At 39.8% G+C, this 24,681-nt stretch carries 24 protein-coding genes and 4 tRNA genes; 1 reads left to right on the top strand and 27 read right to left on the bottom strand.

The features are described 5' to 3' along the window. Nucleotides 1-97: 97 nt before the first annotated feature. Nucleotides 98-1,339, bottom strand: a complete 1,242-nt coding sequence (gene fabF, locus M028_RS0110005) for a beta-ketoacyl-ACP synthase II (protein ID WP_026573799.1) — start codon at nucleotides 1,337-1,339, stop codon at nucleotides 98-100. Beyond that, nucleotides 1,336-2,244: a LysR family transcriptional regulator gene (locus tag M028_RS0110010; RefSeq protein WP_026573800.1), complete on the bottom strand. Its 909-nt coding sequence runs from the start codon at nucleotides 2,242-2,244 to the stop codon at nucleotides 1,336-1,338. The genes fabF and M028_RS0110010 overlap by 4 nt, the downstream gene beginning before the upstream one ends. A gap of 249 nt (nucleotides 2,245-2,493) precedes the next feature. Between M028_RS0110010 and M028_RS33325 the strand changes: the two genes are divergently transcribed. Next, nucleotides 2,494-2,652 (top strand): hypothetical protein, encoded by a 159-nt coding sequence (locus M028_RS33325; RefSeq protein ID WP_197031400.1) that lies wholly within the window; start codon nucleotides 2,494-2,496, stop codon nucleotides 2,650-2,652. A 145-nt stretch (nucleotides 2,653-2,797) separates the two neighbouring features. Here M028_RS33325 and rlmH read toward each other — a convergent pair whose 3' ends face one another. The 25 genes from rlmH to M028_RS0110140 form a co-directional block, all read right to left on the bottom strand. Continuing rightward, nucleotides 2,798-3,277, bottom strand: a complete 480-nt coding sequence (gene rlmH / locus M028_RS0110020; RefSeq protein WP_026573801.1) for a 23S rRNA (pseudouridine(1915)-N(3))-methyltransferase RlmH — start codon at nucleotides 3,275-3,277, stop codon at nucleotides 2,798-2,800. A 101-nt stretch (nucleotides 3,278-3,378) separates the two neighbouring features. Then, nucleotides 3,379-3,603 (bottom strand): CxxH/CxxC protein, encoded by a 225-nt coding sequence (locus M028_RS29745; protein ID WP_035424037.1) that lies wholly within the window; start codon nucleotides 3,601-3,603, stop codon nucleotides 3,379-3,381. Between the two features lie 67 nt (nucleotides 3,604-3,670). Then, nucleotides 3,671-4,903, bottom strand: a complete 1,233-nt coding sequence (locus tag M028_RS0110030) for a S1C family serine protease (RefSeq protein ID WP_026573802.1) — start codon at nucleotides 4,901-4,903, stop codon at nucleotides 3,671-3,673. 192 nt (nucleotides 4,904-5,095) lie between these two features. Continuing rightward, nucleotides 5,096-5,890: an MBL fold metallo-hydrolase gene (locus M028_RS0110035; protein ID WP_026573803.1), complete on the bottom strand. Its 795-nt coding sequence runs from the start codon at nucleotides 5,888-5,890 to the stop codon at nucleotides 5,096-5,098. Nucleotides 5,891-5,896: 6 nt separating this feature from the next. Then, nucleotides 5,897-6,691, bottom strand: coding sequence for a two-component system regulatory protein YycI (locus M028_RS0110040; protein ID WP_026573804.1), 795 nt, complete (start codon nucleotides 6,689-6,691; stop codon nucleotides 5,897-5,899). Then, nucleotides 6,678-8,000, bottom strand: coding sequence for a YycH family regulatory protein (locus M028_RS0110045; RefSeq protein WP_026573805.1), 1,323 nt, complete (start codon nucleotides 7,998-8,000; stop codon nucleotides 6,678-6,680). Before M028_RS0110045 ends, M028_RS0110040 begins: the two co-directional genes overlap by 14 nt. Then, nucleotides 7,997-9,823, bottom strand: coding sequence for a cell wall metabolism sensor histidine kinase WalK (walK, locus tag M028_RS0110050; RefSeq protein ID WP_026573806.1), 1,827 nt, complete (start codon nucleotides 9,821-9,823; stop codon nucleotides 7,997-7,999). Before walK ends, M028_RS0110045 begins: the two co-directional genes overlap by 4 nt. Before the next feature lie 8 nt (nucleotides 9,824-9,831). After that, complete coding sequence (gene yycF, locus M028_RS0110055) at nucleotides 9,832-10,542, bottom strand: response regulator YycF (protein ID WP_026573807.1); 711 nt, start codon at nucleotides 10,540-10,542, stop codon at nucleotides 9,832-9,834. A gap of 162 nt (nucleotides 10,543-10,704) precedes the next feature. Continuing rightward, nucleotides 10,705-10,777, bottom strand: a tRNA-Phe gene (locus M028_RS0110060). Between the two features lie 7 nt (nucleotides 10,778-10,784). Beyond that, nucleotides 10,785-10,861, bottom strand: a tRNA-Asp gene (locus tag M028_RS0110065). Nucleotides 10,862-10,930: 69 nt separating this feature from the next. Then, nucleotides 10,931-11,002 (bottom strand) — tRNA-Glu (locus M028_RS0110070). 18 nt (nucleotides 11,003-11,020) lie between these two features. Beyond that, nucleotides 11,021-11,096: transfer RNA gene (locus M028_RS0110075), tRNA-Lys, on the bottom strand. A gap of 194 nt (nucleotides 11,097-11,290) precedes the next feature. Next, nucleotides 11,291-12,583 (bottom strand): adenylosuccinate synthase, encoded by a 1,293-nt coding sequence (locus tag M028_RS0110080; protein WP_026573808.1) that lies wholly within the window; start codon nucleotides 12,581-12,583, stop codon nucleotides 11,291-11,293. Nucleotides 12,584-12,771: 188 nt separating this feature from the next. Further along, nucleotides 12,772-14,127 carry a replicative DNA helicase gene (gene dnaB, locus M028_RS0110085; protein WP_026573809.1) on the bottom strand — a complete coding sequence of 452 codons (1,356 nt, stop codon included), beginning with the start codon at nucleotides 14,125-14,127 and terminating at the stop codon, nucleotides 12,772-12,774. Between the two features lie 143 nt (nucleotides 14,128-14,270). Next, a complete protein-coding gene (gene rplI / locus M028_RS0110090) occupies nucleotides 14,271-14,720 on the bottom strand; it encodes a 50S ribosomal protein L9 (protein WP_026573810.1) in 450 nt (149 codons plus the stop codon). Further along, the gene (locus M028_RS0110095; RefSeq protein WP_026573811.1) at nucleotides 14,717-16,690 is read right to left on the bottom strand and encodes a DHH family phosphoesterase; all 1,974 of its coding nucleotides are present in this window, start codon (nucleotides 16,688-16,690) and stop codon (nucleotides 14,717-14,719) included. The genes rplI and M028_RS0110095 overlap by 4 nt, the downstream gene beginning before the upstream one ends. 24 nt (nucleotides 16,691-16,714) lie before the next feature. Further along, nucleotides 16,715-17,656, bottom strand: a complete 942-nt coding sequence (locus M028_RS0110100) for a YybS family protein (protein ID WP_026573812.1) — start codon at nucleotides 17,654-17,656, stop codon at nucleotides 16,715-16,717. A 118-nt stretch (nucleotides 17,657-17,774) separates the two neighbouring features. Next, nucleotides 17,775-18,662, bottom strand: coding sequence for a UTP--glucose-1-phosphate uridylyltransferase GalU (galU, locus tag M028_RS0110105; RefSeq protein ID WP_026573813.1), 888 nt, complete (start codon nucleotides 18,660-18,662; stop codon nucleotides 17,775-17,777). Between the two features lie 129 nt (nucleotides 18,663-18,791). After that, entirely contained in the window at nucleotides 18,792-19,031 is a 240-nt protein-coding gene (gene rpsR, locus M028_RS0110110) for a 30S ribosomal protein S18 (protein ID WP_007088219.1), read from the bottom strand. A gap of 49 nt (nucleotides 19,032-19,080) precedes the next feature. After that, a complete protein-coding gene (gene ssb, locus M028_RS0110115) occupies nucleotides 19,081-19,596 on the bottom strand; it encodes a single-stranded DNA-binding protein (RefSeq protein ID WP_026573814.1) in 516 nt (171 codons plus the stop codon). A gap of 72 nt (nucleotides 19,597-19,668) precedes the next feature. Then, nucleotides 19,669-19,956, bottom strand: a complete 288-nt coding sequence (gene rpsF, locus M028_RS0110120; RefSeq protein WP_026573815.1) for a 30S ribosomal protein S6 — start codon at nucleotides 19,954-19,956, stop codon at nucleotides 19,669-19,671. Nucleotides 19,957-20,133: 177 nt separating this feature from the next. Continuing rightward, the gene (gene ychF / locus M028_RS0110125) at nucleotides 20,134-21,234 is read right to left on the bottom strand and encodes a redox-regulated ATPase YchF (RefSeq protein WP_026573816.1); all 1,101 of its coding nucleotides are present in this window, start codon (nucleotides 21,232-21,234) and stop codon (nucleotides 20,134-20,136) included. A gap of 134 nt (nucleotides 21,235-21,368) precedes the next feature. Continuing rightward, nucleotides 21,369-23,375 carry a molybdopterin-dependent oxidoreductase gene (locus tag M028_RS0110130; RefSeq protein WP_026573817.1) on the bottom strand — a complete coding sequence of 669 codons (2,007 nt, stop codon included), beginning with the start codon at nucleotides 23,373-23,375 and terminating at the stop codon, nucleotides 21,369-21,371. 63 nt (nucleotides 23,376-23,438) lie between these two features. Continuing rightward, a complete protein-coding gene (locus M028_RS0110135; RefSeq protein WP_026573818.1) occupies nucleotides 23,439-23,636 on the bottom strand; it encodes a DUF951 domain-containing protein in 198 nt (65 codons plus the stop codon). Between the two features lie 18 nt (nucleotides 23,637-23,654). After that, nucleotides 23,655-24,527 (bottom strand): mechanosensitive ion channel family protein, encoded by an 873-nt coding sequence (locus M028_RS0110140; protein WP_026573819.1) that lies wholly within the window; start codon nucleotides 24,525-24,527, stop codon nucleotides 23,655-23,657. Nucleotides 24,528-24,681 lie beyond the last annotated feature (154 nt).

Consider the following 24,681-nt stretch of genomic DNA (forward strand, 5'->3'; position numbering starts at 1 on the left):
GTCCATCCACATGACTTATGAAGGCAGAAAAACCAAGGTTTAAACCCAGCTTCTTGCCAGGTCTGAGTCCTTGGTTTTTTCATCTGTATTAATTCGTCTATTTACTAAACCTTTTAAAAATTAATGTCGCATTATGTCCGCCGAATCCTAATGAGTTTGAGAGAACAACCTGAATATCCTTCTTTTTAGCCACGTTCGGAACATAATCTAAATCAAGTTGTTCATCCGGTGTTTCATAATTAATCGTTGGAGGGAGGATCCCTTCCTTGATGGCTAATAAAGAAAAGATCGCCTCAATGGCACCCGTTGCTCCAAGCAAATGTCCTGTCATCGATTTTGTCGAACTTACTGAAAGAGAATACGCGTGTTCTTTGAAAACTTCCTTGATCGCTAATGTTTCATACAAATCATTATAATACGTGGATGTGCCATGAGCATTGATATAATCCACCTGCTCCGGAGAGATTCCGGCATCCGCTAATGCTAGGTTCATGGCCCGTTGTGCACCCTCTCCCTCAGGTGCAGGTGTTGTAATATGATGGGCATCTCCTGTAGCACCATATCCAATCAGTTCTCCATATATGTGAGCATCACGAGCTAGAGCATGCTCTAATTCTTCTAATACCAAAATTCCAGCGCCTTCTCCGATAACAAATCCATCGCGATTCTTATCAAATGGCCGACTTGCTGATGTTGGATCTGGATTTTTCGAAAGTGCAGTCATATTCGAAAATCCGGCAACGGTCATATCTGTAATCGTTGCTTCTGTCCCGCCGGCAATCATCATGTCCACATCCCCTTTTTGAATCACTCTGAAAGCATCACCGATTGAATTCGCACCCGATGCACAAGCTGTGACGGAACAATTGTTAATTCCTTTTGCTCCAAGTTCGATGGAGACTTGGCCAGCTGCCATGTCTGGGATAAACATTGGGATCGTAAACGGATTTACTCTTCTTTGCCCCTTTTCAATAAATTTCCGATGTTGTTCCTCAAATTCACCTAAACCGCCAATTCCCGACCCAATCCAAACTCCAACCCGTTCGGGCTGAATATCCACACCGATCTGAATCCCTGCATCCGTAACAGCCATTTTGCTTGCAGCAACAGCAAACTGACTATAACGGCCCATTCTTCTTGCTTCTTTTTTATCCATAAATTCTTCTGGTGCAAAATTTTTTACTTCCGCAGCAATTTTAATATCAACTTTTTCTGCATCCAATATCGTTGCCGGACCAATTCCGGATACACCATTTTTAATATTACTCCATGTTGCATTCGCATCATTCCCCAAGGGAGTGACAGCCCCAATACCTGTAACCACTATTCTTCGATTCATCTTTTGCTCTCCCTTAATTCATTATCCAAATGATCATTCAATGTCTCAATAAAGTTCACAAAAGCCTTCACAACATTCCATTCCAAGGATTCCTTATGGTAATACATCCATGTTCTACGTAATATAGGATTTCCCTTTTGGTTGGTTAAAACTATTTTATATAAATCATCTATTTCATTAAGTATACGGCTGGACAAGAAGCCATAGCCTAATCCATTTATAACCATTTCCTTACAAGTATCAACCTGGTCCACTTCAATACTGATAAAAGGCGGCTGCGAATAGTTTTCTGCCCACCAATGATCAATTAATGATTTTAATAAGAAATCTCCGTTATAGTCAATTCTGGGGAGATTCGGCAAATTTAAAATATCAATCTCTTCCCTCGACGTAACAGAAACGGTTTCTTCAAATAATAAATGCTTCTTCAATCCTCTACAGCTATAGTCACCGCGAATAAAGCCTATATGAACATCCTTATTATGTATAAGTTTGCTTACATCTTTACTCCAGCCTGTAATCACTTTAAATTCCACATGAGGATACTTTCTTTTAAATAATTTCAAAATATAAGGCAGTTCATAATTGGCAAAGAAGTTGGATACACCCAATTTTAATGTTCCTACAACTTCATTACCACCGTCATTACTCATATTCCGGACATGCTCTACTATTTTATTATATTGAGCAAGGATATTATCGGCACACTGAACAAGATATTCTCCTTCTGGGGTGAAATGGATCCCTCTGCTTTCACGGGTTACAATTTTGACACCTAATTCCTCTTGCATGTGCTTTAAACGATTGGTTAATGCAGGCTGGGTAATAAACAAAAGCCTTGCTGCTTTCGTTAGGTTCTTCTGACTATAGAGAACCTTCAGTATCTCCCAATCACGGTAATCCACGGTTACCCCCTAATTTTTGCCATATAAAAATTTCTTATATCTTATTATAAATTATTAGCATTTTATTTATTTCCATTATTGCATTATCATTGACCCGTAGCAATTAATAATCGTCTTTTAACCCTAGATTGAGAATTCATTATACCCCAATCACCTTTATGGTTTAACATAGTATATTTTCTCTTTAACCATATTTATAGATGTCCTGTCTGGGGGACAGAAATAATTTAAAAAATAGGAGGAATTTTTATGTGGATTATAACTCGTTATTTAGATTCAGATATTTCCATGTTTGAATTTGAAACGGAAGAAGAAGCAAGAGAGGCTCTTAAAAACATGAAGGGCTGTAAAATTATCTCTGAGGTTGTTTATTTCAATGACCCTTGTTTTCAGCAGGAAATCGCTTAAAGATCATATAGTAAAATATTAGGATATATTTATTAATTTTTTCGCCTCCCTGCATTTGCAGAGAGGCTTTTCGTTTAGATAATTTTAAAGATACCAATGGTCTAATCCTTTTGTTTTTTTATTATGTTGGAAAAATTAATATCCGCTATTTATGGTACGGCTCACCTCGATTTATTCGATATGCCCGATAAATCTGCTCCACCAAAATCAACCGCATCAGTTGATGGGGGAAAGTCATCTTTGAAAAAGACAACTGTTCATTCGATCTCCGCAATACTTCATCACTCAACCCTAACGAACCACCGATCACAAAAGCAATTTTACTTTTTCCATATGTAGCTAACTTATCTAATGTATCTGCAAGTTGCTCCGAAGATTGCATCTTCCCGTTAATCGCTAAGGCAATTACATGAGCATCTTGGCTGATTTTTGCCAAAATTCGTTCGCCTTCTTTTTCCTTGACCTGAAGCATTTCCGATTCACTTAATTCCTCCGGTGCCTTTTCATCCGCAACATCAATCACTTCCACCTTTGCATAGGCGGACAATCGCTTTAAATACTCATCAATTCCTTGCTTTAAATATTTCTCTTTTAATTTGCCAACCGTCACAATCGAGATATTCACAATCCACAGCCCTTTTCAAATTGATTACAAACAGCTTACAAACAAGATATCCACAGAAGTTATCCACATATACACAATTTTTATCCACATCTTGTATGGAATCACTTGTTCGCCACTATATATACAGCGCTATTTCGACAATATTCACAGCTTGTTGATAAATTATCCACATCTAATTTTGTTAATAACGGGAATGTTTCATGTTCGTTCACAACCGTATCCAATGCAATATCCACATGTTCCTCGCAGCAATAAATCATCTCTAACTTCACCCTTTGAAAAATATTTTCTTTTACCTTATTTTTTACTTTAAACCAATCAGTCATACTGAACCTCATCCATGTTACCACAAAATAAAGCAGGAGGGTGGTCCTTCACCTCCTGCCTCACAACTTACTGTGTTTTATCACTGACCAGTTTTAATGTTGTTTCGTTTAATTTCCCACTTCGGTAAAACTTAATTTTCATTTGCTCACCAATCTTCTTACTTTGATACAAATGTTTCCTCAAGTCTAAAACATCATTTATCTTCTTTCCATCCATTTCTACAATGACATCTAGTTCCTTTAGGCCTGCCTGATCGGCTGGTGAATTTGGTACAACCTCACGAAGGGCTACACCATAGTTTACATCCCTCGGCAATTTGAGGGCTTCCTCTTGATAGTAAGCTGGAATTTCAGATACGGATTTTAAATCGACACCCATATATGGCCGTTTTACACTTCCATACTGCTCTAAATCATTGATAATCGGTTTTGCGGAATTAATCGGAATCGATAAACCAATTCCTTCAACCGCCTCTTGAGATATTTTCATCGAATTGATTCCAACCACCTGGCCGCCAATATTAACTAAGGCACCGCCGCTATTACCAGGGTTGATGGCGGCATCAGTTTGTAAAACTTCTGCCTGCCAATCAATAATCCCATCCTGATTGATATCTACCGGGATTGTCCGTTTTAATCCTGAAACAATTCCCTGTGTCACAGAACCGGAGAAGGTAGGACCAAGCGGGTTCCCAATCGCAATAACCGGTTCGCCCATTTTTAATTCATCGGAATTTCCAAATTGAGCAATTTTTTTAACATGGCTGGCGTCAATTTCAAGAACGGCTAAATCTGTCCAAATATCACTGCCTAAAAGGTCTGCAGGGATTTTGGTCCCGTCGGTAAGACTCACCTCAAGTTTGGTAGCCCCTTCCACCACGTGGTGATTCGTGACGACAAAAGCCTTATTTCCAGCTTTTTTATAAATGACACCTGAACCGGTACCAGCTGCTTCTTCTGACTTTTTCCCATTGTCAGCCCAAAATTGGGTCGATTGAATGTTGGTAATTCCTACAACTGCCGGACCTGCTTGATCAACAGCCTTGGTTGTATTGGTGGTCACATTATAGGACACATTTTGCTGTACAAAACCTTGTTGGTTATTCGTGCCTGTTTCTGTTGAAACCTGATTTTTAGGTTGAATATCGTAGGGGAGAACGCCCGAATTTGCTAAGTTCGGAATGAACATAACTACCAAAACAGCTCCTATAACCGCTCCAATCAAACTGGAGAAGAAAAAGCCGCCTCTGCCTCTTTTTTCTCGATAACGTCCATTTGAATGATCATCATAATAACCCATTTACCGATTCCCTCTCTTTCGAAAAGCTGCTATCGTTTATTTTGGCTTATATGTACAATTATACTCTTCTAAACAGCGATTTATAAAAAAATGCAATTTCTTACAATATTCTTCCATTATTAAACACATTTTAGACTTAATCTCTACACAAAAAGAGCGAGGGTCGCCTCGCTCTATTGTTACTTAACTATTCTAAACGGCAGTTAAAGTGGTAGGGGTTTTCGGGTCGGTATCATAAAGTTCAAACTGCTCCCCAACAATCAAACCGCGGCCTTGTAATGTTTGCGACACGGACATCCGTGCTAAATCCTTCATGTTATTATCAAGGCTTAAATGAGCAAGATAGACCCTGCGCGTCTTATCACCAATCACTTCACTCATTGCCACCGCTGCATCTTCATTGGAAACATGGCCGACATCACTTAAAATCCTCCGCTTAATATTCCAAGGATATCTGCCCATCCGCAGCATTTGTACATCATGATTCGATTCGAATATATATGCATCAGCATTCGTGATAATTCCTTTCATCCGGTCGCTGACATAACCTGTATCTGTAATCAACACAAGCTTTTTATCGGAATGGTGGAAAACATAAAACATTGGTTCTGCCGCATCATGTGAAACACCAAAGGATTCAATCTCTACGGCCCCAAAGCTTTTTACCGTTTCCATGTTAAACACAAATTTTTGCTCAGTTGGAATCTCTCCTACTAAACCATCCATTGCCCGCCAGGTTTTTTCATTTGCGTAAACAGGGAGCTTATATTTACGTGCAAGCACTCCGACACCTTTTATGTGGTCACTGTGCTCATGGGTAACAAAAATCCCAGAGAGTTTACTTATGTCCCGGTCAATTTGCCCAAAAAGGCTTTCCATCTGTTTTCCGCTAAACCCGGCATCTACCAAAAAGGAATGTTCATCGGACTCAACATATAGTGCATTCCCCGTACTTCCACTCGCTAATATGCTATAACGCAATGACATTCTATTTCACTCCACTACATTTTTTTCGTCGCTGTTAAATTGAATAATCTGTCCTTCAAATGCATTTACAAACAGGCTTTCTTTATCATCGACAACAAAACGCCATGTCGGTGCCAGCACTTGAGAGGCTGCAAGCTGTATTAAGGTGGAATATCCCAGTTCAACCTTTGTAATTGTACTCTTTGGTTTCAAAATTCCCTTTTGATGCAGTGTTTCTATAGCCTTTAAAGGGGGGAGGATTTCTTCCTTTTTCGAAATTTTATCAATTCCCTCCAGATAGGTCTGCTCATAGGAAACAATTTGATAATCTTTATTGAAATGGAACGTAATCATTCCATTAATATTATAGTATAAAGGGTAGCCATCATATTGTTGAAAATACGTAATCGTCTTTTGTTTATCATTCTCTTCCCCAAATTGATACTGGTCCCCATAAAGAACATCACTTTTTAAAAAGGAAGCCAAGTCTGCCGGTTCAAATTTTGAACTCAACTGTAATGGGTGTTCCAATTTCGCCTGGATGGTTGTCTCATCCTTTAGAACAGCAGCTTCTCCCTTTAAGCGGCTTAAGTTACTTTTCTTAAACTTTTTTGGCTTCGCACTAAAATACGGTGCCTTAATGGGTGTTTTAGGAAGATCACCATATTTGATTTCATCCGCCTTTAGTTTTTCCTCGAAGGAAGCTTCGGTTATTAATTCATACTTATTGGAGTCCCGGATTTTCAGAAATTGAAAAAGCAGATAAACATCTAAAATTAAGAACGTTATGATAAAGATGGTTTTAATTTTACTCCAATCCATGCTTAAACCCTCCCTGGTCTACCGTCGTAAGCTGTACCCATGTGCCATCATATTGATAAAACCAGGCAGGTTCTAATTGGATTATCTTATTTTCCTGTGAATCCCGTTCCATTCGGTATCCCAATGCAATTCTTGTCAATAATCCTAGATTGAAGTTCTTTTTTCCCTCCAAAACTTTTAATACAGCCCGCCCGGAAGGTAGGACCAATTTCTTCGTTTCAGAACGAAGGGGCAAATCAAGGGAGATATTTGGCCTAACATATTTCATAATTTCATTTTTTCCCCAAATTTCCTTAATCTCTGAAGCCCCCTGGTCATTATAAACAGGATAGCCATCCATACTGTATAGCCGAAAAATGACTGCCTGATTAGAATCATCTTTTGAAACATAACGATAAGGGTCAGTCCAGCCGCCATGTTCGTTGACAAAATCAATGCTCTTCTTAACTAAATCATATGAATTGGACGGATACTGATTTTCCACTGTTGGATTTACATACACTAGCATATTACTGTCATAATTAATATTCATTTTACTGGAATCATTTGTATATTCTTCTCCATGCGGCAGCATGCTTTTTTGTACGAAGCTTGGGTCATCAAAAAGCGCTTCTTTAAATTCATTGGAATCTAAAGGCCTGGGTAAATACTGGTACTCCATCATTTCCGTTTCACCCTCGGGCAAAAAGATGGTCTTTTTTGAAGAAGGCTTATAGGCAAAGTACCTCGGTAAACTAACTGACCTTTTATAAAAATCCTTTTGAAATTCCTTTAATAGCCCAGTTGAAATATGACTTTGAAACACTTGTTGATGTTCCGAAGAGACAAAATAAACTGTTCCGAAATCCTTGTTGAAGCTCTCCGCATTAATTACAATACGATCAAAGTTAAAAGAGGGGATCTTTCGCTCTTCAAAGTTGAGAACACTGCGATACATGGCAATTGGAATCTCACCAGGAAAAAGAATTTCTGCTTTACCATCTCCATGAAGAAGATTATTTAAATTTCCTGCTTTGTTAGTGTAATTTTCAACATCCAAAAATGTCCACTGACCTAGTTTTTTCATAATTTCTTCAAGTTCATCCGAATTTGATGTTCCATAATGATGTCCATTGACATGATATAAGATTTGGTCCGGCTTTAGGATTTTTTGTACTTCCTGTTTCTCACTTAATGATACTTCCGCAACAGAATTATCATTTTTCATCGTTTCATAATTAGGTTGGTATGTCCATAAATTCCAAGTTAGAACAATACTAAGCATGACCAAAATTAATAAAATACCAGATTTTATATTTTCGTATCTCATGACCATTCATCCTCTTCAGAACCCTCATATGGCAGGGAAAAAGAAATAACCGTTCCTTTTCCTTCCCGACTGGTTGCCCAAATAGAACCGCCATGTGCATTGATAATTTCCTTTGCAATGGCCAGGCCTAATCCTGTACCTCCCAGCTTTCGAGTTCTTGCTTTGTCGACTCGATAAAAACGGTCAAAAATTTTACCGATATTTTCTTTCGGAATTCCCATACCCTGGTCCGATATACCGACAATAATTCTTTCTTCCTCCTCCTGAATGGAAAACGTAACTAGTCCTCCTTCAGGGGAATATTTTAAAGCATTGGATATAATGTTATAAAGCACTTGTGTCAACTTATCCTCATCAATTTCAACGAAAATTGGACCCGCTGGAAGCTCCCTTTTAAAGGTGACATTTTGCTCTTTCGCCATTTCAAAACGATCGATGATACTGTGGAAGAAATTCACAAAATTTACCCACTCAGGAGAAAGCTTATAATCCGTACTATCCATTTTCGATAGTGTGAGGAGGTCGTTTACAAGTCGAATCATTCTTTCTGTTTCTGTTCGTGTAACCTCTAAAAAGTTAGGAGCAATCTCCTCATCCTTCCAAGCCCCATCCGCCAAAGCCTCAAGATAGCTTCGCATCGTTGTCAACGGGGTTCTCAATTCATGGGAGACATTCGCTACAAACTCTCTACGTTCTTCATCAATTTTTTCTAATTCCGTAATATCATGCAGCACCGCAATTAAACCATTTACAAAGCCCGTCTCTTTTTGGATGACTGAAAAATTTGCCCGAAGGATATACGGCTTTGTCTTTGTGCTGTAATCTAAAATCAATGAATCATTTTCTTCAAGCAGGTCTTCAAACGTATTCGTTTCATTTAAACTTAATAGAGATATAATCGGCTGAGAAAGGACTGTTTCACGTGAAACATCCAGCATCTCAGCAGCTGGTTCATTTATTAAAATAACGCGTCCTTTCCGGTCTGTCGCAATGACACCATCTGTCATATACGACAAAACGGTGGAGAGCTTTCTACGTTCTCCCTCCGTCGAGGCTTGAGCCTCCTGAAGTTTTTTTGTTAAATTATTAAAAGTCATCGCCAATGTACCAATTTCATCATTTCCATACACTTTAACCTTTCGTGAGAAATTCCCTTTAGTCATGGCTATGGCCTGCTTTTTCAAATCTGAAATTGGCCGTGTAATGGTCTGAGCCAGTAATATCCCCAAAACAGCGGTAATCGCTAGGGCAATACCTGTCCCCGTAGAAAAAATGCCATTAATCGTCTTCATTTGTTCGAAGACATTCTCAATTTTAGCTACAAGATAAATTGCTCCAATCACCTTTTTACCCGATTTAATTGGCTTAGCGAGGACCCAGATCCTGTGTCCTGACTTTCCGTCAATAAAAATACTACTTTGATCCTCCTCTAATGTAAGAGCCCGTTTCACCTGTAAGTCTGTCGAGCGTTGGCCGACAACTCCTTGATTATTTGGGTCAGAGGTTCCCAGTATTTTTAATGAACGCCCATCGATCACGCGCACTTCTGAAATATCGACGGCTGTAAAATCCCTGAGGAGTTTTTTTATATCCTCTTCGAGAGTTAGGTCTTCAGGGGTCCGTTCCTTATTCATTTCTTCAACAATATTATAGGCAAGCAAATTAACACGCTCTGTTAAAGAAGTTTGGAAGTTGGTCCTTAGTGTTTCTTCTAATTGCTTTACAAAATAAACCCCGATAATTTGCATCGCAACTAAAATCAACAGGACATAGATGATGACAAATTTAACATTTATAGATCGAAAGAAACCAACCTTTCTCATGAAGGCCATTACTCCTGTTCAGGATTGCGCAAATAATATCCAACTCCTCTTCGCGTAACAATCCAAGTTGGATGGCTTGGGCTATCCTCAATTTTTTCCCGCAAGCGCCGAACGGTTACATCAACGGTTCGAACATCACCATAATAATCGTAACCCCAAACGGTTTGTAATAAATGTTCTCTTGTCATTACCTGGCCAATATGCTGAGCCAAATAATAGAGCAGTTCAAATTCACGATGTGTCAGCTCAATAGTTTCGCCGCGTTTCGAAACAACATAGGCATCAGGATGAATCACCAACGAGCCAATTTCAATTTCATTTGTTTCGGATTCTTCCTCCGACGGCGTGTTAAACTGCTGATGCCGGCGTAAATTGGCTTTTACACGGGCAATTAGTTCCCTTGTGCTAAAAGGTTTTGTTACATAATCATCCGCACCAAGCTCAAGCCCAAGTACCTTATCAATTTCCGAGTCCTTAGCTGTCAGCATGATGATCGGCATTTCATATTTCTTGCGGACTTCCCGGCAGACTTCCATACCATCTTTTTGAGGAATCATAATATCAAGAAGAATTAAATCCGGCTGGATTTCTTCGACCATTTTAATTGCTTCATTACCATCATAGGCACAATAGACATTGTAGCCTTCCTTTTTTAAGTTGAATTGTAGAATATCCGCAATCGGCTTTTCATCATCCACGACTAGAATTTTTTTCTCCATACCCATTGCTCCTTTATAGTTAATCTGAATAATAGTCATATATACTCTATTTTACTTTATCATTAAATCTGCTTTAAATCATCTATTAGTAGTATTTGCTTCAATTTCCATGGAATAAAAGGGGTATAAAAAAAGAAGTTTGCTTTAGCAAACTTCTTTGGATGGCTCAGGACGGAATCGAACCGCCGACACAAGGATTTTCAGTCCTTTGCTCTACCGACTGAGCTACTGAGCCACTTTTATGGCGGTCCGGACGGGACTCGAACCCGCGACCTCCTGCGTGACAGGCAGGCATTCTAACCAACTGAACTACCGGACCAAATTTATATGAATAGCAGTCAGCAAGGAAACCGTCCTTGCCAGTCACTCACTGACCACTAAATGCCAATGACCCCTACGGGATTCGAACCCGTGTTACCGCCGTGAAAGGGCGGTGTCTTAACCGCTTGACCAAGGGGCCATATAAAAAATTATAGAATGGTGAGCCATGAAGGACTCGAACCTTCGACCCTCTGATTAAAAGTCAGATGCTCTACCAACTGAGCTAATGGCTCGTATTTGGGCTTGTCCCCTAAACAAATACTAGTTTAAGTCAGATGCTCAAACTAATTTATAATATCGGGTTGTTACCTTTCGTGACGACGCTTTTTATAATATCATGTACTCTATAAAATAAGCAATACTTTTTTAAAAAAAATTTTATAAAATTGAAAAGTCCCCCTAAAGAGGAGGACTTTTCATAACCAATTTAGATTTGTCTCCAAGGGCTGCGGACAATATTTGTTTGATTACGATCTGGGCCCACAGAGAAAGTTGATAAAGGAATTCCTGTTAGCTGCGTTACACGCTCAACATAGTGGCGGGCATTGGCAGGAAGTTCATCTAATGATTTGCAGCCTGTAATGTCCTCTGTCCAGCCTGGTAAATCTTCATATACAGGCTCACATTGTGCCAATACTTTTAAGCTTGCTGGATATTCGGTAATTAATTCATCCTTATATCGATAAGCAGTACAAATTTTTAATGTTTCAATGCCTGTTAACACATCGATGGAGTTTAGCGACAAATCAGTTAAACCGCTGACACGGCGAGCGTGACGAACAACAACACTGTCAAACCAACCTACACGGCGTGGACGTCCTGTTGTCGTACCGTATTCACGGCCGACTTCACGGATTTGGTTACCGATTTCATCAAATAATTCTGTTGGGAAAGGACCATCACCCACACGAGAAGTATATGCTTTACATACCCCTACTACGTGAGTAATTTTAGACGGGCCAACGCCGGAACCTATCGTTACTCCACCTGCAACAGGGTTTGAAGAGGTAACAAACGGGTATGTTCCTTGGTCAATATCAAGCATAACGCCTTGAGCACCTTCAAAAAGAACACGGCGCCCTTCATCCAATGCATCATTTAGCACAACAGAAGTATCGCAGACATATTGTTTAAACTGTTGTCCATATTCATAGTATTCATCAAGGATTTCTTCTTTTGTGAATCCTTCTGTTTCATAGATCTTTTCAAATAAGCGGTTCTTTTCTGCAAGGTTTCGCTCAAGCTTTTCTTCAAAAACTTCACGGTCGAGAAGGTCAGCAATCCGAATACCCACACGTGCAGCCTTATCCATATAAGCAGGGCCAATTCCTTTTTTCGTTGTTCCAATTTTATTATCGCCTTTGCTGGCCTCTTCCACTTCATCCAATTTAATATGATAAGGTAGAATGACATGCGCACGGTTACTAATGCGAAGATTATCGGTTGCAATCCCTCTTTCATGTAAGTAAGCAAGTTCAGTCACAAGGGCTTTTGGGTCAACAACCATCCCATTACCAATTACGCTAATTTTTTCTTTTGAAAATATCCCGGATGGAATTAAGTGCAATTTGTAGGTTTCGCCATTAAATTGAATCGTATGACCGGCATTATTTCCACCTTGATAACGAGCAATTACTTCTGCATTTTCAGAAAGGAAATCGGTAATTTTCCCTTTTCCTTCGTCTCCCCATTGTGTACCAACAACTACTACTGATGACATGTAAGGCACCTCCGAATATTTACTACCATTAATTATTTTATTTATCCCATCACACAGTTTAACAATTTACCGAGGAAAAATCAAACGAAACACGAACATTTTATATATACTTAATAAAATATGTTCGTAATAAAATAGTAATCTAGTAAAAATAAAAAGGCCTGCCCCATAAAAAGGCTAACCATATATTACGCACCTGGCGGATCATTATAGCGTGTCTCCAGGTTTACGAACTTATTGTATTCTTTTACAAAGGCTAATTGAACGGTTCCAGTCGGGCCGTTACGCTGCTTGGCAATAATGATTTCAATGATATTCTTATTCTCTGATTCCTTATCATAATAATCATCACGATACAAGAAGGCAACAATATCCGCATCCTGCTCAATACTTCCTGATTCACGAATATCAGACATCATCGGACGCTTATCCTGACGCTGTTCGACACCACGGGATAACTGAGAAAGGGCAATGACTGGAACTTGAAGCTCACGGGCAAGCTGCTTTAAGGAACGCGAGATTTCCGATACTTCCTGCTGACGGTTCTCGCCAGAGCGGCCACTTCCTAAAATAAGCTGCAAGTAATCAATCAGGATCATCCCCAAGCCATGTTCCTGCTTTAAACGGCGGCACTTCGAACGGATATCACCAACCCGGACACCTGGGGTATCATCAATAAAAATCCCGGCGCTTGACAAGCTACCCATTGCCATTGTCAGCTTACCCCAGTCATCCTCTGTCAGGGAGCCGGTACGAAGCCGTTGCGCATCAATATTCCCTTCCGCACAAAGCAGACGCATTACCAGCTGTTCTGCACCCATCTCAAGACTAAATATCGCGATATTTTCACCCGTTTTATGGGCAACGTTTTGCGCAATATTTAGTGCGAACGCCGTTTTACCTACAGACGGACGGGCACCGACAATGATTAAGTCATTTCGCTGGAAGCCTGCCGTCATTTGATCAAGATCAACGAAACCTGTCTCCAGCCCTGTAATTTCACCGGCGCGCTGATGCATGGTTTCAATATTGTCATAGGTCCGTACAAGGACATCCTTAATATTATGGAAAGCACCAGCATTTTTCCTTTGGGCCACTTCAAGAATACTTTTCTCGGCTTCACTTAATAGTGTTTCCACTTCATCCTCACGTGAATACCCATCAGAGGCAATCGTCGTAGCCGTGCGAATTAACCGGCGCAGCAATGATTTTTCTTCTACGATCCTCGCATAATACTCGATATTAGCTGCCGTTGGAACCGAACCAGCTAATTCACTTAAATAAATTACCCCGCCAATATCCTCTAAAAGTTTAGAAGCAGCAAGGTCCTCTGAAACCGTGACTAAGTCAACAGCTTTTCCAAGGTCATTAAGTTTTAACATGACATTAAAGATTTTTTGGTGGGAGGCACGGTAGAAGTCTTCTGGAATTAAAATTTCTGATGCTAAGGTTAAAGCAGCAGGCTCTAGAAATATTGCCCCAAGAACAGCCTGTTCAGCTTCAATATTTTGTGGTGGAAGACGATCTGCAAATAAATCACTCATCTATTAAACCTCCTATTTAGAGAAGGATATTTTTACAATATTTTATCTTACAAAGAAAAAAGTGACCAGTAAAAAACCGATCACATCATTTCATCACGTTTTCTATTCTATCATGTTTATGGATGAGTTCACACTGTAAAAAATTAGTGTATTTCTTTTACATGAACATCCAATGTAGCCAAAACTTCATGATGCAGCTTCACAGGTACCTTTGTATGGCCTAGTGTACGAATTGCATCACCTAATTCCATTTTGCGTTTATCAATTTTAATTCCATGTCTTTTCTGTAATTCCTCAGCAATTTGCTTGGAGGTAATTGAGCCAAACAGTCTGCCGCCCTCGCCGGCCTTTGCGGTTAATTCAACCGTTACCTTTTCCAATTGTTCTTTTAATCTTTTTGCTTCTGCCAGCTCTTCAGCAGCAACCTTAGCTTCTTTTTTCTTTTGACCTTCTAATGTACTAACATTCGCTTGAGTTGCTTCAATCGCTAACCCCTGTTTAATTAAAAAGTTTTGCGCATAGCCATCAGCTACATTCTTGACGTCCCCTTTATTCCCTTTTCCTTTTACATCTTTCAAAAAGATTACTCTCATTCTTTCTTACTCCCTTCAAGATATTCATCAATTGCTAGTTTCAATTGTTTTTCTGCTTCCTCTATTGTAACACCGTTCAACTGTGTTGCTGCATTTGTTAAATGTCCGCCGCCTTGCATGATTTCCATAATAATTTGGACATTTATATTTCCTAACGATCTGGCACTAATCCCAATCGTTCCTTCCCCCCGTTTGGAAATCACAAAGGAGGCAATGACGCCTTCCATCGTTAATAAGGTGTCGGCAGCTTGGGCGATAAGAACCTGATCATTGATCTCATTTTCTTCCCCGGCTGCAATGGCAATTCCATCCCTGTAAAAGGATACCGATTCAATTAGCTTGGACCTTTTAACATACGTTTCGACGCTTTCTCGTAAAAACTTCTGTACGAGCACAGTATCTGCTCCATGTGCCCGAAGGTAAGAGGCTGCATCAAAGGTTCGGGATCCTGTTCTCAAGGTAAAACTCTTCGTATCCACGATGATTCCCGCCAGTAATGCTGTTGCTTCAAGCATTTCAATTTTGACCTGCTTGGGCTGGTATTCAAGAAACTCTGTCACAAGCTCGGAGGTAGAAGAGGCATATGGCTCCATGTAGACAAGAATTGGATTATGGACAAAATCTTCCCCGCGGCGATGGTGATCAATAACCACCACATTATCGATTTTATTTAACAGCCGCTCTTCCATCACAAGGGAAGGCTTATGGGTGTCAACCACCACAAGAAGCGTTTTATCCGTTGCAATCTCCAATGACTCTTCCGGTCCGATAAAACGGGACGAAAGCCGTTCGTGGTTACGAATTTCCTCCATCAGTCGGCTGACACCTGTTTCTAACGCCTGAGTGTTCACAACAATATAGGCATCTTTCTGATTCATCTGTGCGACTTTATAAATACCGATTGAGGCACCAATTGAGTCCATATCAGGATTCTTATGCCCCATAATGATGACTTTATCACTGGCCAGAATCAAATCCTTCAATGCATGAGAAATCACCCTAGCTCTAACCCTCGTTCGTTTTTCAATCGGATTCGTCTTGCCGCCAAAGAATTTCACCTTCCCATTTGGCTGTTTGATGGCCGCTTGGTCACCGCCTCTTCCAAGTGCCAGGTCAAGGCTGGATTGTGCTAGAGATCCCAGTTCAGGAAGGGAGGAGACCCCAGCACCTACACCAATACTTAAGGTAAAGGATACATTATGCTTGGAGGTCATTTCTCTTACTTCATCAAGAATTGAAAACTTTCCTTTTTCAAGGATATGTAAAATACTTTCATTAAAGACAGCCATAAACCGTTCGGAAGAAATCCTTTTTAGGAATATCCCATTATCATGAGCCCACTTATTTAGAATCGAGGTAACCAAATTATTGATGCTGCCGCGCATCTGATCATCCATTCCCTGGGTAAGATCATCGTAATTGTCTAAAAAGATAACGGAAATCACAGTTCGCTCATCATGATATTTCTTCTCAATTTCTGTTTGCTCTGTTACATCAAAGAAATAAAGGAGGCGTTCTTCATGCCGGTGAATAACCCTGAACTTCCGGTCATGAAGAGTAATGATTTCAGTTTCTACTTCCTGCTTTACCAACGGAACGAGTGCATCGGCAATATCATAAAGGGAGCGCCCATTTAGGGTATCTTCATCAAAACAAGAGGATAGGAAGGGATTCGCCCACTCAATGTAATAGTCTTCATTAATGAGCATAATTCCAATCGGCATTTCCATAAGAGCCTCTTCGCCGACCTTTTTCACTCGATACGATAGGGTAGAGATATACTCTTCTATTTCTTTTCTTTGTCGAATGTCAATGACAAACATATAGTATAACGGAAAAAGCATCAATAACAGCCCGGCCAAACTTAGAATCCAATTATATAAAAACAGGATTATGAGCAGCACCACTGTAACGGCTATTAACCCGTAAAAGGGATAACGAATGGAACGTTTTTCCAAAAATGCAGGCATTTTTTCAGCTCCTAACAGTAGTCATCACTCTTTTTTCTCAAATCGCTTTCTTAAATCCAAACCTAAATCAATTATACCTAAAATTCTAATAATAGAAAGAAAAATTGGAATGAACGCCAGTATAGTTACGACGACACGGACACCTTTTGAAATATTCCTTTGATGAAAAAGAAAATATAAAAAGGCAAATCCCTGTAACACCATGAACAATTCTAATATGTACGTTAAATTGATTAAGGCAGCATAATAATAAGTACCCTTTTGAGGATGAGATAATAAATTTGCCGCCAGCACGATTAAATAGTACCAAAGCAGGCTTCTCGGTAAAGAAAGCTCCCTGAATTTACCCCATGTTGGCGTTGGAATGCCGAACCTTTTAGCAATCGGAAAGCAAAGGAGTTGAATAACAAATACGGAAAAAATCGAACTCATGATTAACACACTTGGGGCTAAGACTTGAAGCATATCCAGCATGTTCTCATTTTGGGTTACAATTTTTTTATATTGCTCCTCGGTCATAGTCGATTTCAGTAATTCCTGTGATTGGATGGTTGACTGTTTAAAGGCCTTCAGCATCTCATGAAACAGATCAAACTGAAAAAAGGCAACGCTGACTACATAAAGGATGACTGCGCCAATCATAAAGGTAAGTGTGCCTGAAATTAAGATACCTGTCCGCCCTTTATTTTTTTGAATAAAATATCCCATAACAGCGCCGGTTGTTCCATAGATCAGCGTTATTGACAGGCCCATTAAAGAACCGGCAATAAAGGAAATAAAAAGGGCTGCAACAAAGAATGCTGCCGTGAACTTAATCTGATTCTTCGCTGTAAACATGATAAAAGGAAGCGGTAAAACAAAGTTGATGATGACGGCAAGCAATGGTACATAAATCGTTAATAACAATAGAACGGTAAAGGCTGCTAAAAGGATTGCACCCTCTGTTAAAATACGAGCATTTTTCACTTCTTCACCCCTAATATTTCTCAAACCTATACCTTTTATTTTAGCTAGTAAAACAAATCAATTCAATAAATCAAGATAAATTAAAAAAGGCTGGATTTCTCCGGCCTTTTCAAAGACTTTATTTAATTGTTAGTAAATCCTGATACTTTAGTTCTTTCTTTAAGTAATTTAGAAATTCTTCCCGAAGGTCATCTCTTCGTAAGGCAAATTCAACTGTGGCCTGGAGGAATCCTTGCTTGTCACCCACATCATATCTTTTTCCCTCAAAGACATAGGCATACATTGCCTCTTTATGGGCGAGCTCTTTTAGGGCATCGGTTAACTGAATTTCGCCGCCTTTCCCTGGTTCCGTCTTCTCTAAAAGCTCAAAGATTGCCGGGTTAATTATATATCTTCCTAAAATGGCAATGTTTGAAGGAGCAGAATCTGAAGCAGGTTTTTCTACTAAACCCTTAACCTTGTAAATTCGCTCTTCAATTTCTTTGCCTTCAATAATGCCATATTTGTCGGTATCTTCCGCAGCCACTTCTTGGACGCCCAGAATGGTCGTTTTATACTCTTCATATTTTTCAATCATTTGCTTTAAACATGGTTTTTCAGAGTAGACAATATCATCTCCAAGAAGGACAGCAAAAGGCTCATTGCCAATAAAGCTTTTTGCACAATAAATCGCATGCCCAAGCCCTTTTGGTTCTTTTTGACGGATATAATGAATATTGACCATTTCCGAAATTCGTCGAACCTCGGCTAACAAATCCAATTTACCTCTTGCTTCTAATTCGAGCTCCAGTTCCACCGATTTATCAAAATGGTCCTCAATCGATTTTTTATTTCTTCCAGTAATAATTAAAATCTCTTCAATTCCGGACGCTACTGCTTCTTCAATTATATATTGAAGTGTTGGCTTATCTACAATTGGCAGCATTTCCTTTGGCTGCGCTTTTGTTGCCGGCAGAAACCTCGTCCCTAAACCAGCAGCCGGAATAATGGCTTTTCGTACTTTCAACTTTTTCTCCTCCTTCGCAGCGCTTTATCTGATTATATTCTATCATAGCATTGTTTCATTAATATTTTCTTAAGGAAAATTAGACATTAAAAAAAGCAGCAAGGAGGAAACCCTGCTGCCTTCATATTATTATTCTCCAGCCACGAATGGTAGTAATGCCATTTGACGTGCACGTTTGATTGCAACTGTTAATTTACGTTGATATTTAGCGCTAGTACCAGTTACACGACGTGGTAAAATTTTTCCACGCTCAGAGATGAACTTTTTAAGTAAATCTACATCTTTATAATCGATGCGAGTGATGCCGTTTGCTGTGAAATAACAAACCTTACGGCGTTTCGCACGACCGCCTTTGCGTCCTCCTGCCATGAAAATTCCCTCCTTCATGTTTTATTAGTATCGTACCTTAAGGTTTACTTTAGAATGGAAGATCGTCATCAGAAATGTCAATTTGACCGTTACCTGCGAACGGATCATCATCCACACGTGTAAAACCTTGATTATTGTTTTGACGTTGATTCTGATTGCCGCCGCCATAAGGATTTCCTTGCGGTTCCCTTGGAGGAGCTCCATAGAAATCGTTATCGTTTCTGCTGCCGCCGCCACCTGATGCATTTCTAGGCTCAAGGAATTGAACACTCTCTGCTACAATTTCAGTAACGTAAACACGTTTACCGTCTTGTCCTTCATAGTTGCGAGTTTGAATACGGCCATCCACACCTGCGAGGCTGCCCTTTTTCAAGAAGTTCGCCACATTTTCAGCAGGTTTACGCCAAACAACACAATTAATAAAGTCCGCTTCACGTTCACCTGACTGATTTGAAAATTGACGATTCACAGCTAAGGTAAAAGTAGCAACAGCAACTCCACTTGGCGTATAACGCAAATCAGGATCCTTTGTTAAACGGCCCACAAGAACGACACGATTCATCATCAGAATCAACTCCTTTTCTCCCGGTTATGTTTCATGTGAAACATTTGTACCAGAAATATATATAAATCAAACTTACGCTTCTTCTTTAATTACGATATGACGAATGATATCTTCGCTGATCTTTGCAAGACGAGAAAATTCTTGAACTGCATCAGCTGAAGAAGTTGTTTTAACGATTTGGTAGTATCCATCGCGGAAATCATTGATTTCGTATGCAAGACGACGCTTACCCCAATCTTTTGTTTCAGCAGTTTCCGCGCCATTATCAAGAAGAATTGTGTTAAAACGCTCAACAAGAGCTTTTTTAGCTTCATCTTCAATATTTGGGCGGATGATGTACATAACTTCGTACTTGTTCATCACAGTCACCTCCTTTTGGTCTAAACGGCCCTAATAGGGCAAGGAGCAATTATTCATTACTCACAAGTTAAGATTATAGCATAGCTGTCCATTAAAAGCAACGGCCTTCACAGTTTGTCCAAATTTGGAATGACAAAACCCCGACAAAAGGTGCGGGGTCAAAGTTTCAAGCTTCAATTATACATTAAAACGGAAGTGGATAACGTCTCCGTCTTTTACTACGTAATCTTTACCTTCTAAGCGAACTTTTCCTGCCTCTTTTGCTGCGTTATGACTTCCAGCTGCTAACAGGTCTTCATACGCAACTATTTCCGCCCGGATAAAGCCGCGTTCAAAATCCGAGTGGATAATTCCGGCACATTGTGGTGCCTTCATGCCGTTCCTAAATGTCCAGGCACGAACCTCCTGAACACCTGCTGTAAAATAAGTAGCTAGGCCAAGCAGGCTGTAGGCTGCACGAATTAACTGGTCTAATCCGGACTCTTCAATTCCAAGCTCTTCAAGGAACATTTGCTTTTCTTCCCCTTCAAGCTCCGCAATTTCTTCTTCAATTTTGGCGCAAATCACAATCACTTCTGCATTGTCAGCAGCGGCAAATTCACGAACCTTTTGAACATATTCATTTTCAGATGGATCAGCAACATCGTCTTCCCCAACATTCGCCACATAAAGAACAGGCTTAATGGTAAGGAGATGCAATTGCTTAACAAATTTCATTTGTTCTTCCGTAAATTCAACGGTACGAGCTGGTTTTTCCGCTTCAAAAGCTTCACGAAGCATGGAAAGCGCCTCAAATTCAGCTGCCGCATCCTTATCTTTTTGCTTGGCCAATTTTTCAACCCGGCTGATTCGCTTTTCAACGCTTTCCATATCAGCAAGGATTAACTCTAAATTGATTGTTTCAATATCGGAAATCGGATCAACTTTTCCTGATACGTGGGTAATATTTTCATCTGCAAAGCAGCGCACTACTTGACAGATAGCATCTACTTCACGGATGTGGGAAAGGAATTTGTTGCCTAAGCCTTCACCTTTGCTCGCACCCTTTACAATTCCGGCAATATCGGTAAATTCAAATGCCGTTGGAACCGTCTTTTTGGGTTGTACTAACTCTGTTAATTTTGTTAAGCGGTGGTCTGGAACCTCAACAATTCCGACATTTGGATCAATTGTGCAGAAAGGATAGTTTGCCGATTCCGCTCCTGCCTGTGTGATCGCATTAAATAAAGTGGATTTACCAACGTTCGGCAATCCAACGATACCAGCTGTTAAAGCCATTCATGTCACTCCTTTAAAAAATGTTATCTATAATAAAAAATTAGTTCAAAATTAATTAAAAAGCCTCTAACAATTATAGGCAACTACCGGCAAAAAAACAAGGACAAGAAAAACTGCCGCAGGCATAGCAGCAGTTAGTTTACTTTTCCAATATTAACGAGACAATCATACAGCGTACTTCCTAGTTCATTATCGGATGGTCTGCTGGAGGTCAGATTATTAACAGACCCGCCAAATTCTTTCCAAATCCCTTCATCGATATTGATTACATTCGGATGGGATTTTTGTAAAATCGAAACATACCCTTTCACTTCACCACGGTCGTTCCAAATCCGGACATAGTCTCCTTCCTCAAGCTGCAAGTGTGTTGCAATATTTTGAGCCACTTCTACTTTCAACTTTGGTGTTTGCTTCCACACCTGATAGTTTTGCGAATGATTGGAACGCAATGGGTGGATCGTCAATAATTGATATGGATATCGATTAGCTAAATCTGGATTGCTCCATTTCGACTCATCCGGTACGGACAACTTTAATAAGCCACTATTACCTTTTAACCTCTCTAAGGTCGAGGTGAATTCAAACTTACCCGAAGGCGTTTTAAATTTACGATCCTGCCATGGTATCATTTTGACCGGCAGTTCTACTGTTTGTTCTTCCTTTAGTTTTTCAATGGTAATCCCTTTTTCTCCTAAAGGTTTAAGGGCCATTGCAAAAAATTGATCCCTTGTTAAATGGAACTCCTCACCGAAGCCGAGTCTTTCAGCTAATTGGGTCCAAATCCACAGATCTGACTTCGCTTCCCCAGGAGCGTCAACAAGCTTCGGACCGTAATTCACATAATGATGATACATAGAGGAATAATAAAAATCTTCTTCCTCAAAAACAGTTGTTGTCGGTAACACATAATCCGCTAGTTTAGCTGTGTCCGTCATAAATTGTTCAATCACGACAAGTGTTGGAACAGAGGCAAAAGCTTTAGAAACCGTATTAGAATCCGGAACCTGTGTCAACGGATTCCCGCAGGTAACGACAATCATTTCAATGGCGGGGTTTTTTGCCGTTAGAATTTCCTCCGCCTGCTTCATAATCGGAAACTGTCGGTGCTGTTGTTTTCGGTCAGCAAGGGTCAGTTCATCAAAGGCAAAGCTTTGACCCACTTGACGATTCGCATAGTTGGCACCGCCTCCGGCTATTCCAATATTACCGCTAATGGCGACAAGTGCATCAATTAACCGAACCGAATTACCTCCATTTTCATACCTTTGCATTCCAAGCCCCATAAACACGGCTGTTGGTTTATCCGCAAATACCTTTGCTAACCTGGTCATCACCTCGATTGGTACCTCGGTCATTTTGCTTAGTTTTTCTAAAGTAATACCATTAAGAAGCACGAGTACATCATCAAACCCATATGTGAAACTGTCGATGAATTTGCGGTCTTCTAAGCTTAATCTAAGGATTTCTTTCATAATACCGGCAGCGAGGAGGCCATCCATTCCGGGCTTTATCGAAATATATTCATCGGCCATTTTTGCCGTCGCGTTATAAATTGGGTCAATCACAAATACCTTCGCACCCTGCTTTTTTGCTTCCTGCAATTTTTCAAAAAAATGCATATTGGTGCGTGTGACATTTCTGCCCCAAATGACAATGTTTTTACTGTTTAATACATCATTGGGTTCATGGCTCCAGGCTTCACCAAAATCCCAGCCCTGGGCTTCAATTCCTGCCCCCCAACAGAGAGAACCTACAATTTCCGTAACCCCTCCATAGCAGTTAAAAAATCGTTGATCAAGGTTCTTTAGAATCCCGTTATTGGCGTAATCATGGCTGTGAAATACAGCTGTAGACCCATAGGTCTCTTTAATATCCTTTAATTTATTTGCAATTTCATCAAGTGCCTGTTTCCAAGAAATCTGTTGGAATTCGCCATTTATTTTTTTCAAGGGATATAATAAGCGCTGCGGTGAGTTTGTCCTTGTTTCCAGCATCCTTCCGCGCCCGCAAATTTTCCCTTTTGTAATGGGATGGGTAGGATCTCCGTCCACCTTAATGACTTTATTTTTTTCAATTGTCACATGAAAGCCGCAGCTATCCCAGCAATTTAACGGACAAGCCGATTGATAAACTTTTGCCAAACCATCCACCCCCAATTTTATATTTTTCTTATAGATTAATATAACAAAAAAAAGAAGCACGAACTATTCCTCATGCTTCACCAAAATTTTCTTCATTTTACGGGAAAACTCTTTTCTTGGGATTAATACGCTGTGCCCGCAACCTTCACATTTAATCCTTACATCCATACCCATTCGGATAACTTTCCAACGATTGGTTCCGCAGGGATGCTGCTTTTTCATTTCGACCACATCATTGAGGGCAAATTCCTTTTGCTCCATGTTTTAATACTCCTTTCCTTATTTCTTAGGCTCTGTACTATTTGAATAGGCAACAAGTTTAGGAAGGGGAATTTCAATTCCATGCTGATCCAATAAGAGCTTGATTTCCTTGCGAATCATTCTTGATATATAGACTTGCTTCATTGGCAGAGTTTCTGCCACTATTCTTAAAATTACCTCTGTTGAGCTCATATTTTGAATTCCCAACAGCTCTGGCGTTTTAATTATATCTTCATAATGGTCCGGTAATGTCTCTAGCAGCTCCCCAATGACTTGCTCCGCCTTTTCAACATCTTCCCCATATGCAATGGCCACGTCTACAACAGCCACACTATTATTAATTGAAAAATTGGTCACCTGAGTAATACTTCCATTTGGGAGGATATGAACTTCACCTGTCCAGCTTTTAATTTTCGTCGTTCTTAATCCTATCGTTTCGACATTCCCTTCAAATTCTCCTACTCGGATATGATCTCCAACGGCAAATTGGTCTTCGAAGATAATAAAAAAGCCTGAAAGAATATCTTTAACAAGACTTTGTGCCCCAAAACCAACGGCTAGTCCGACAATCCCAGCACCGGCAAGCAGCGCTTTCACATCAATCGTTAACACGGAAAGAATCATCAAAAATGAAATAAAGTAAACCACATAAGAAAGAACGCTATCCAGAAGCCTTGAAAGTGTTTCTTCCCTGCGCTCAACCGTCCTGAATGGTGAACGATTGCGAATTTTAAAGATATTATGAATCATGACTTTGCCAATTCGAATTAAAATATTAGAAAGGATTAAAATGGCAATGATTTTAATTAGGCCTTCACCCATTGTAAGCCATGTATCTTCATTTTGAAATTTATCAATAATCTTTTGTATACCCTTTTCAGTAAAACTCATCTATACACCTACCTAACTTCCATCATCCATCTATTTTAACAAGTTTTCATTTTTTATTATAGTCCTGAGTTTCAAAAGGATTTTGCATTCTTCCATGTATAGAATTCCCAAAAAATCCGTATACTAATAAAAATATATTGTCAAGATTTTGGAG

Origin of the sequence: Bacillus sp. UNC438CL73TsuS30, assembly GCF_000482325.1 — a bacterium.
Lineage (GTDB): Bacteria > Bacillota > Bacilli > Bacillales > Cytobacillaceae > Neobacillus.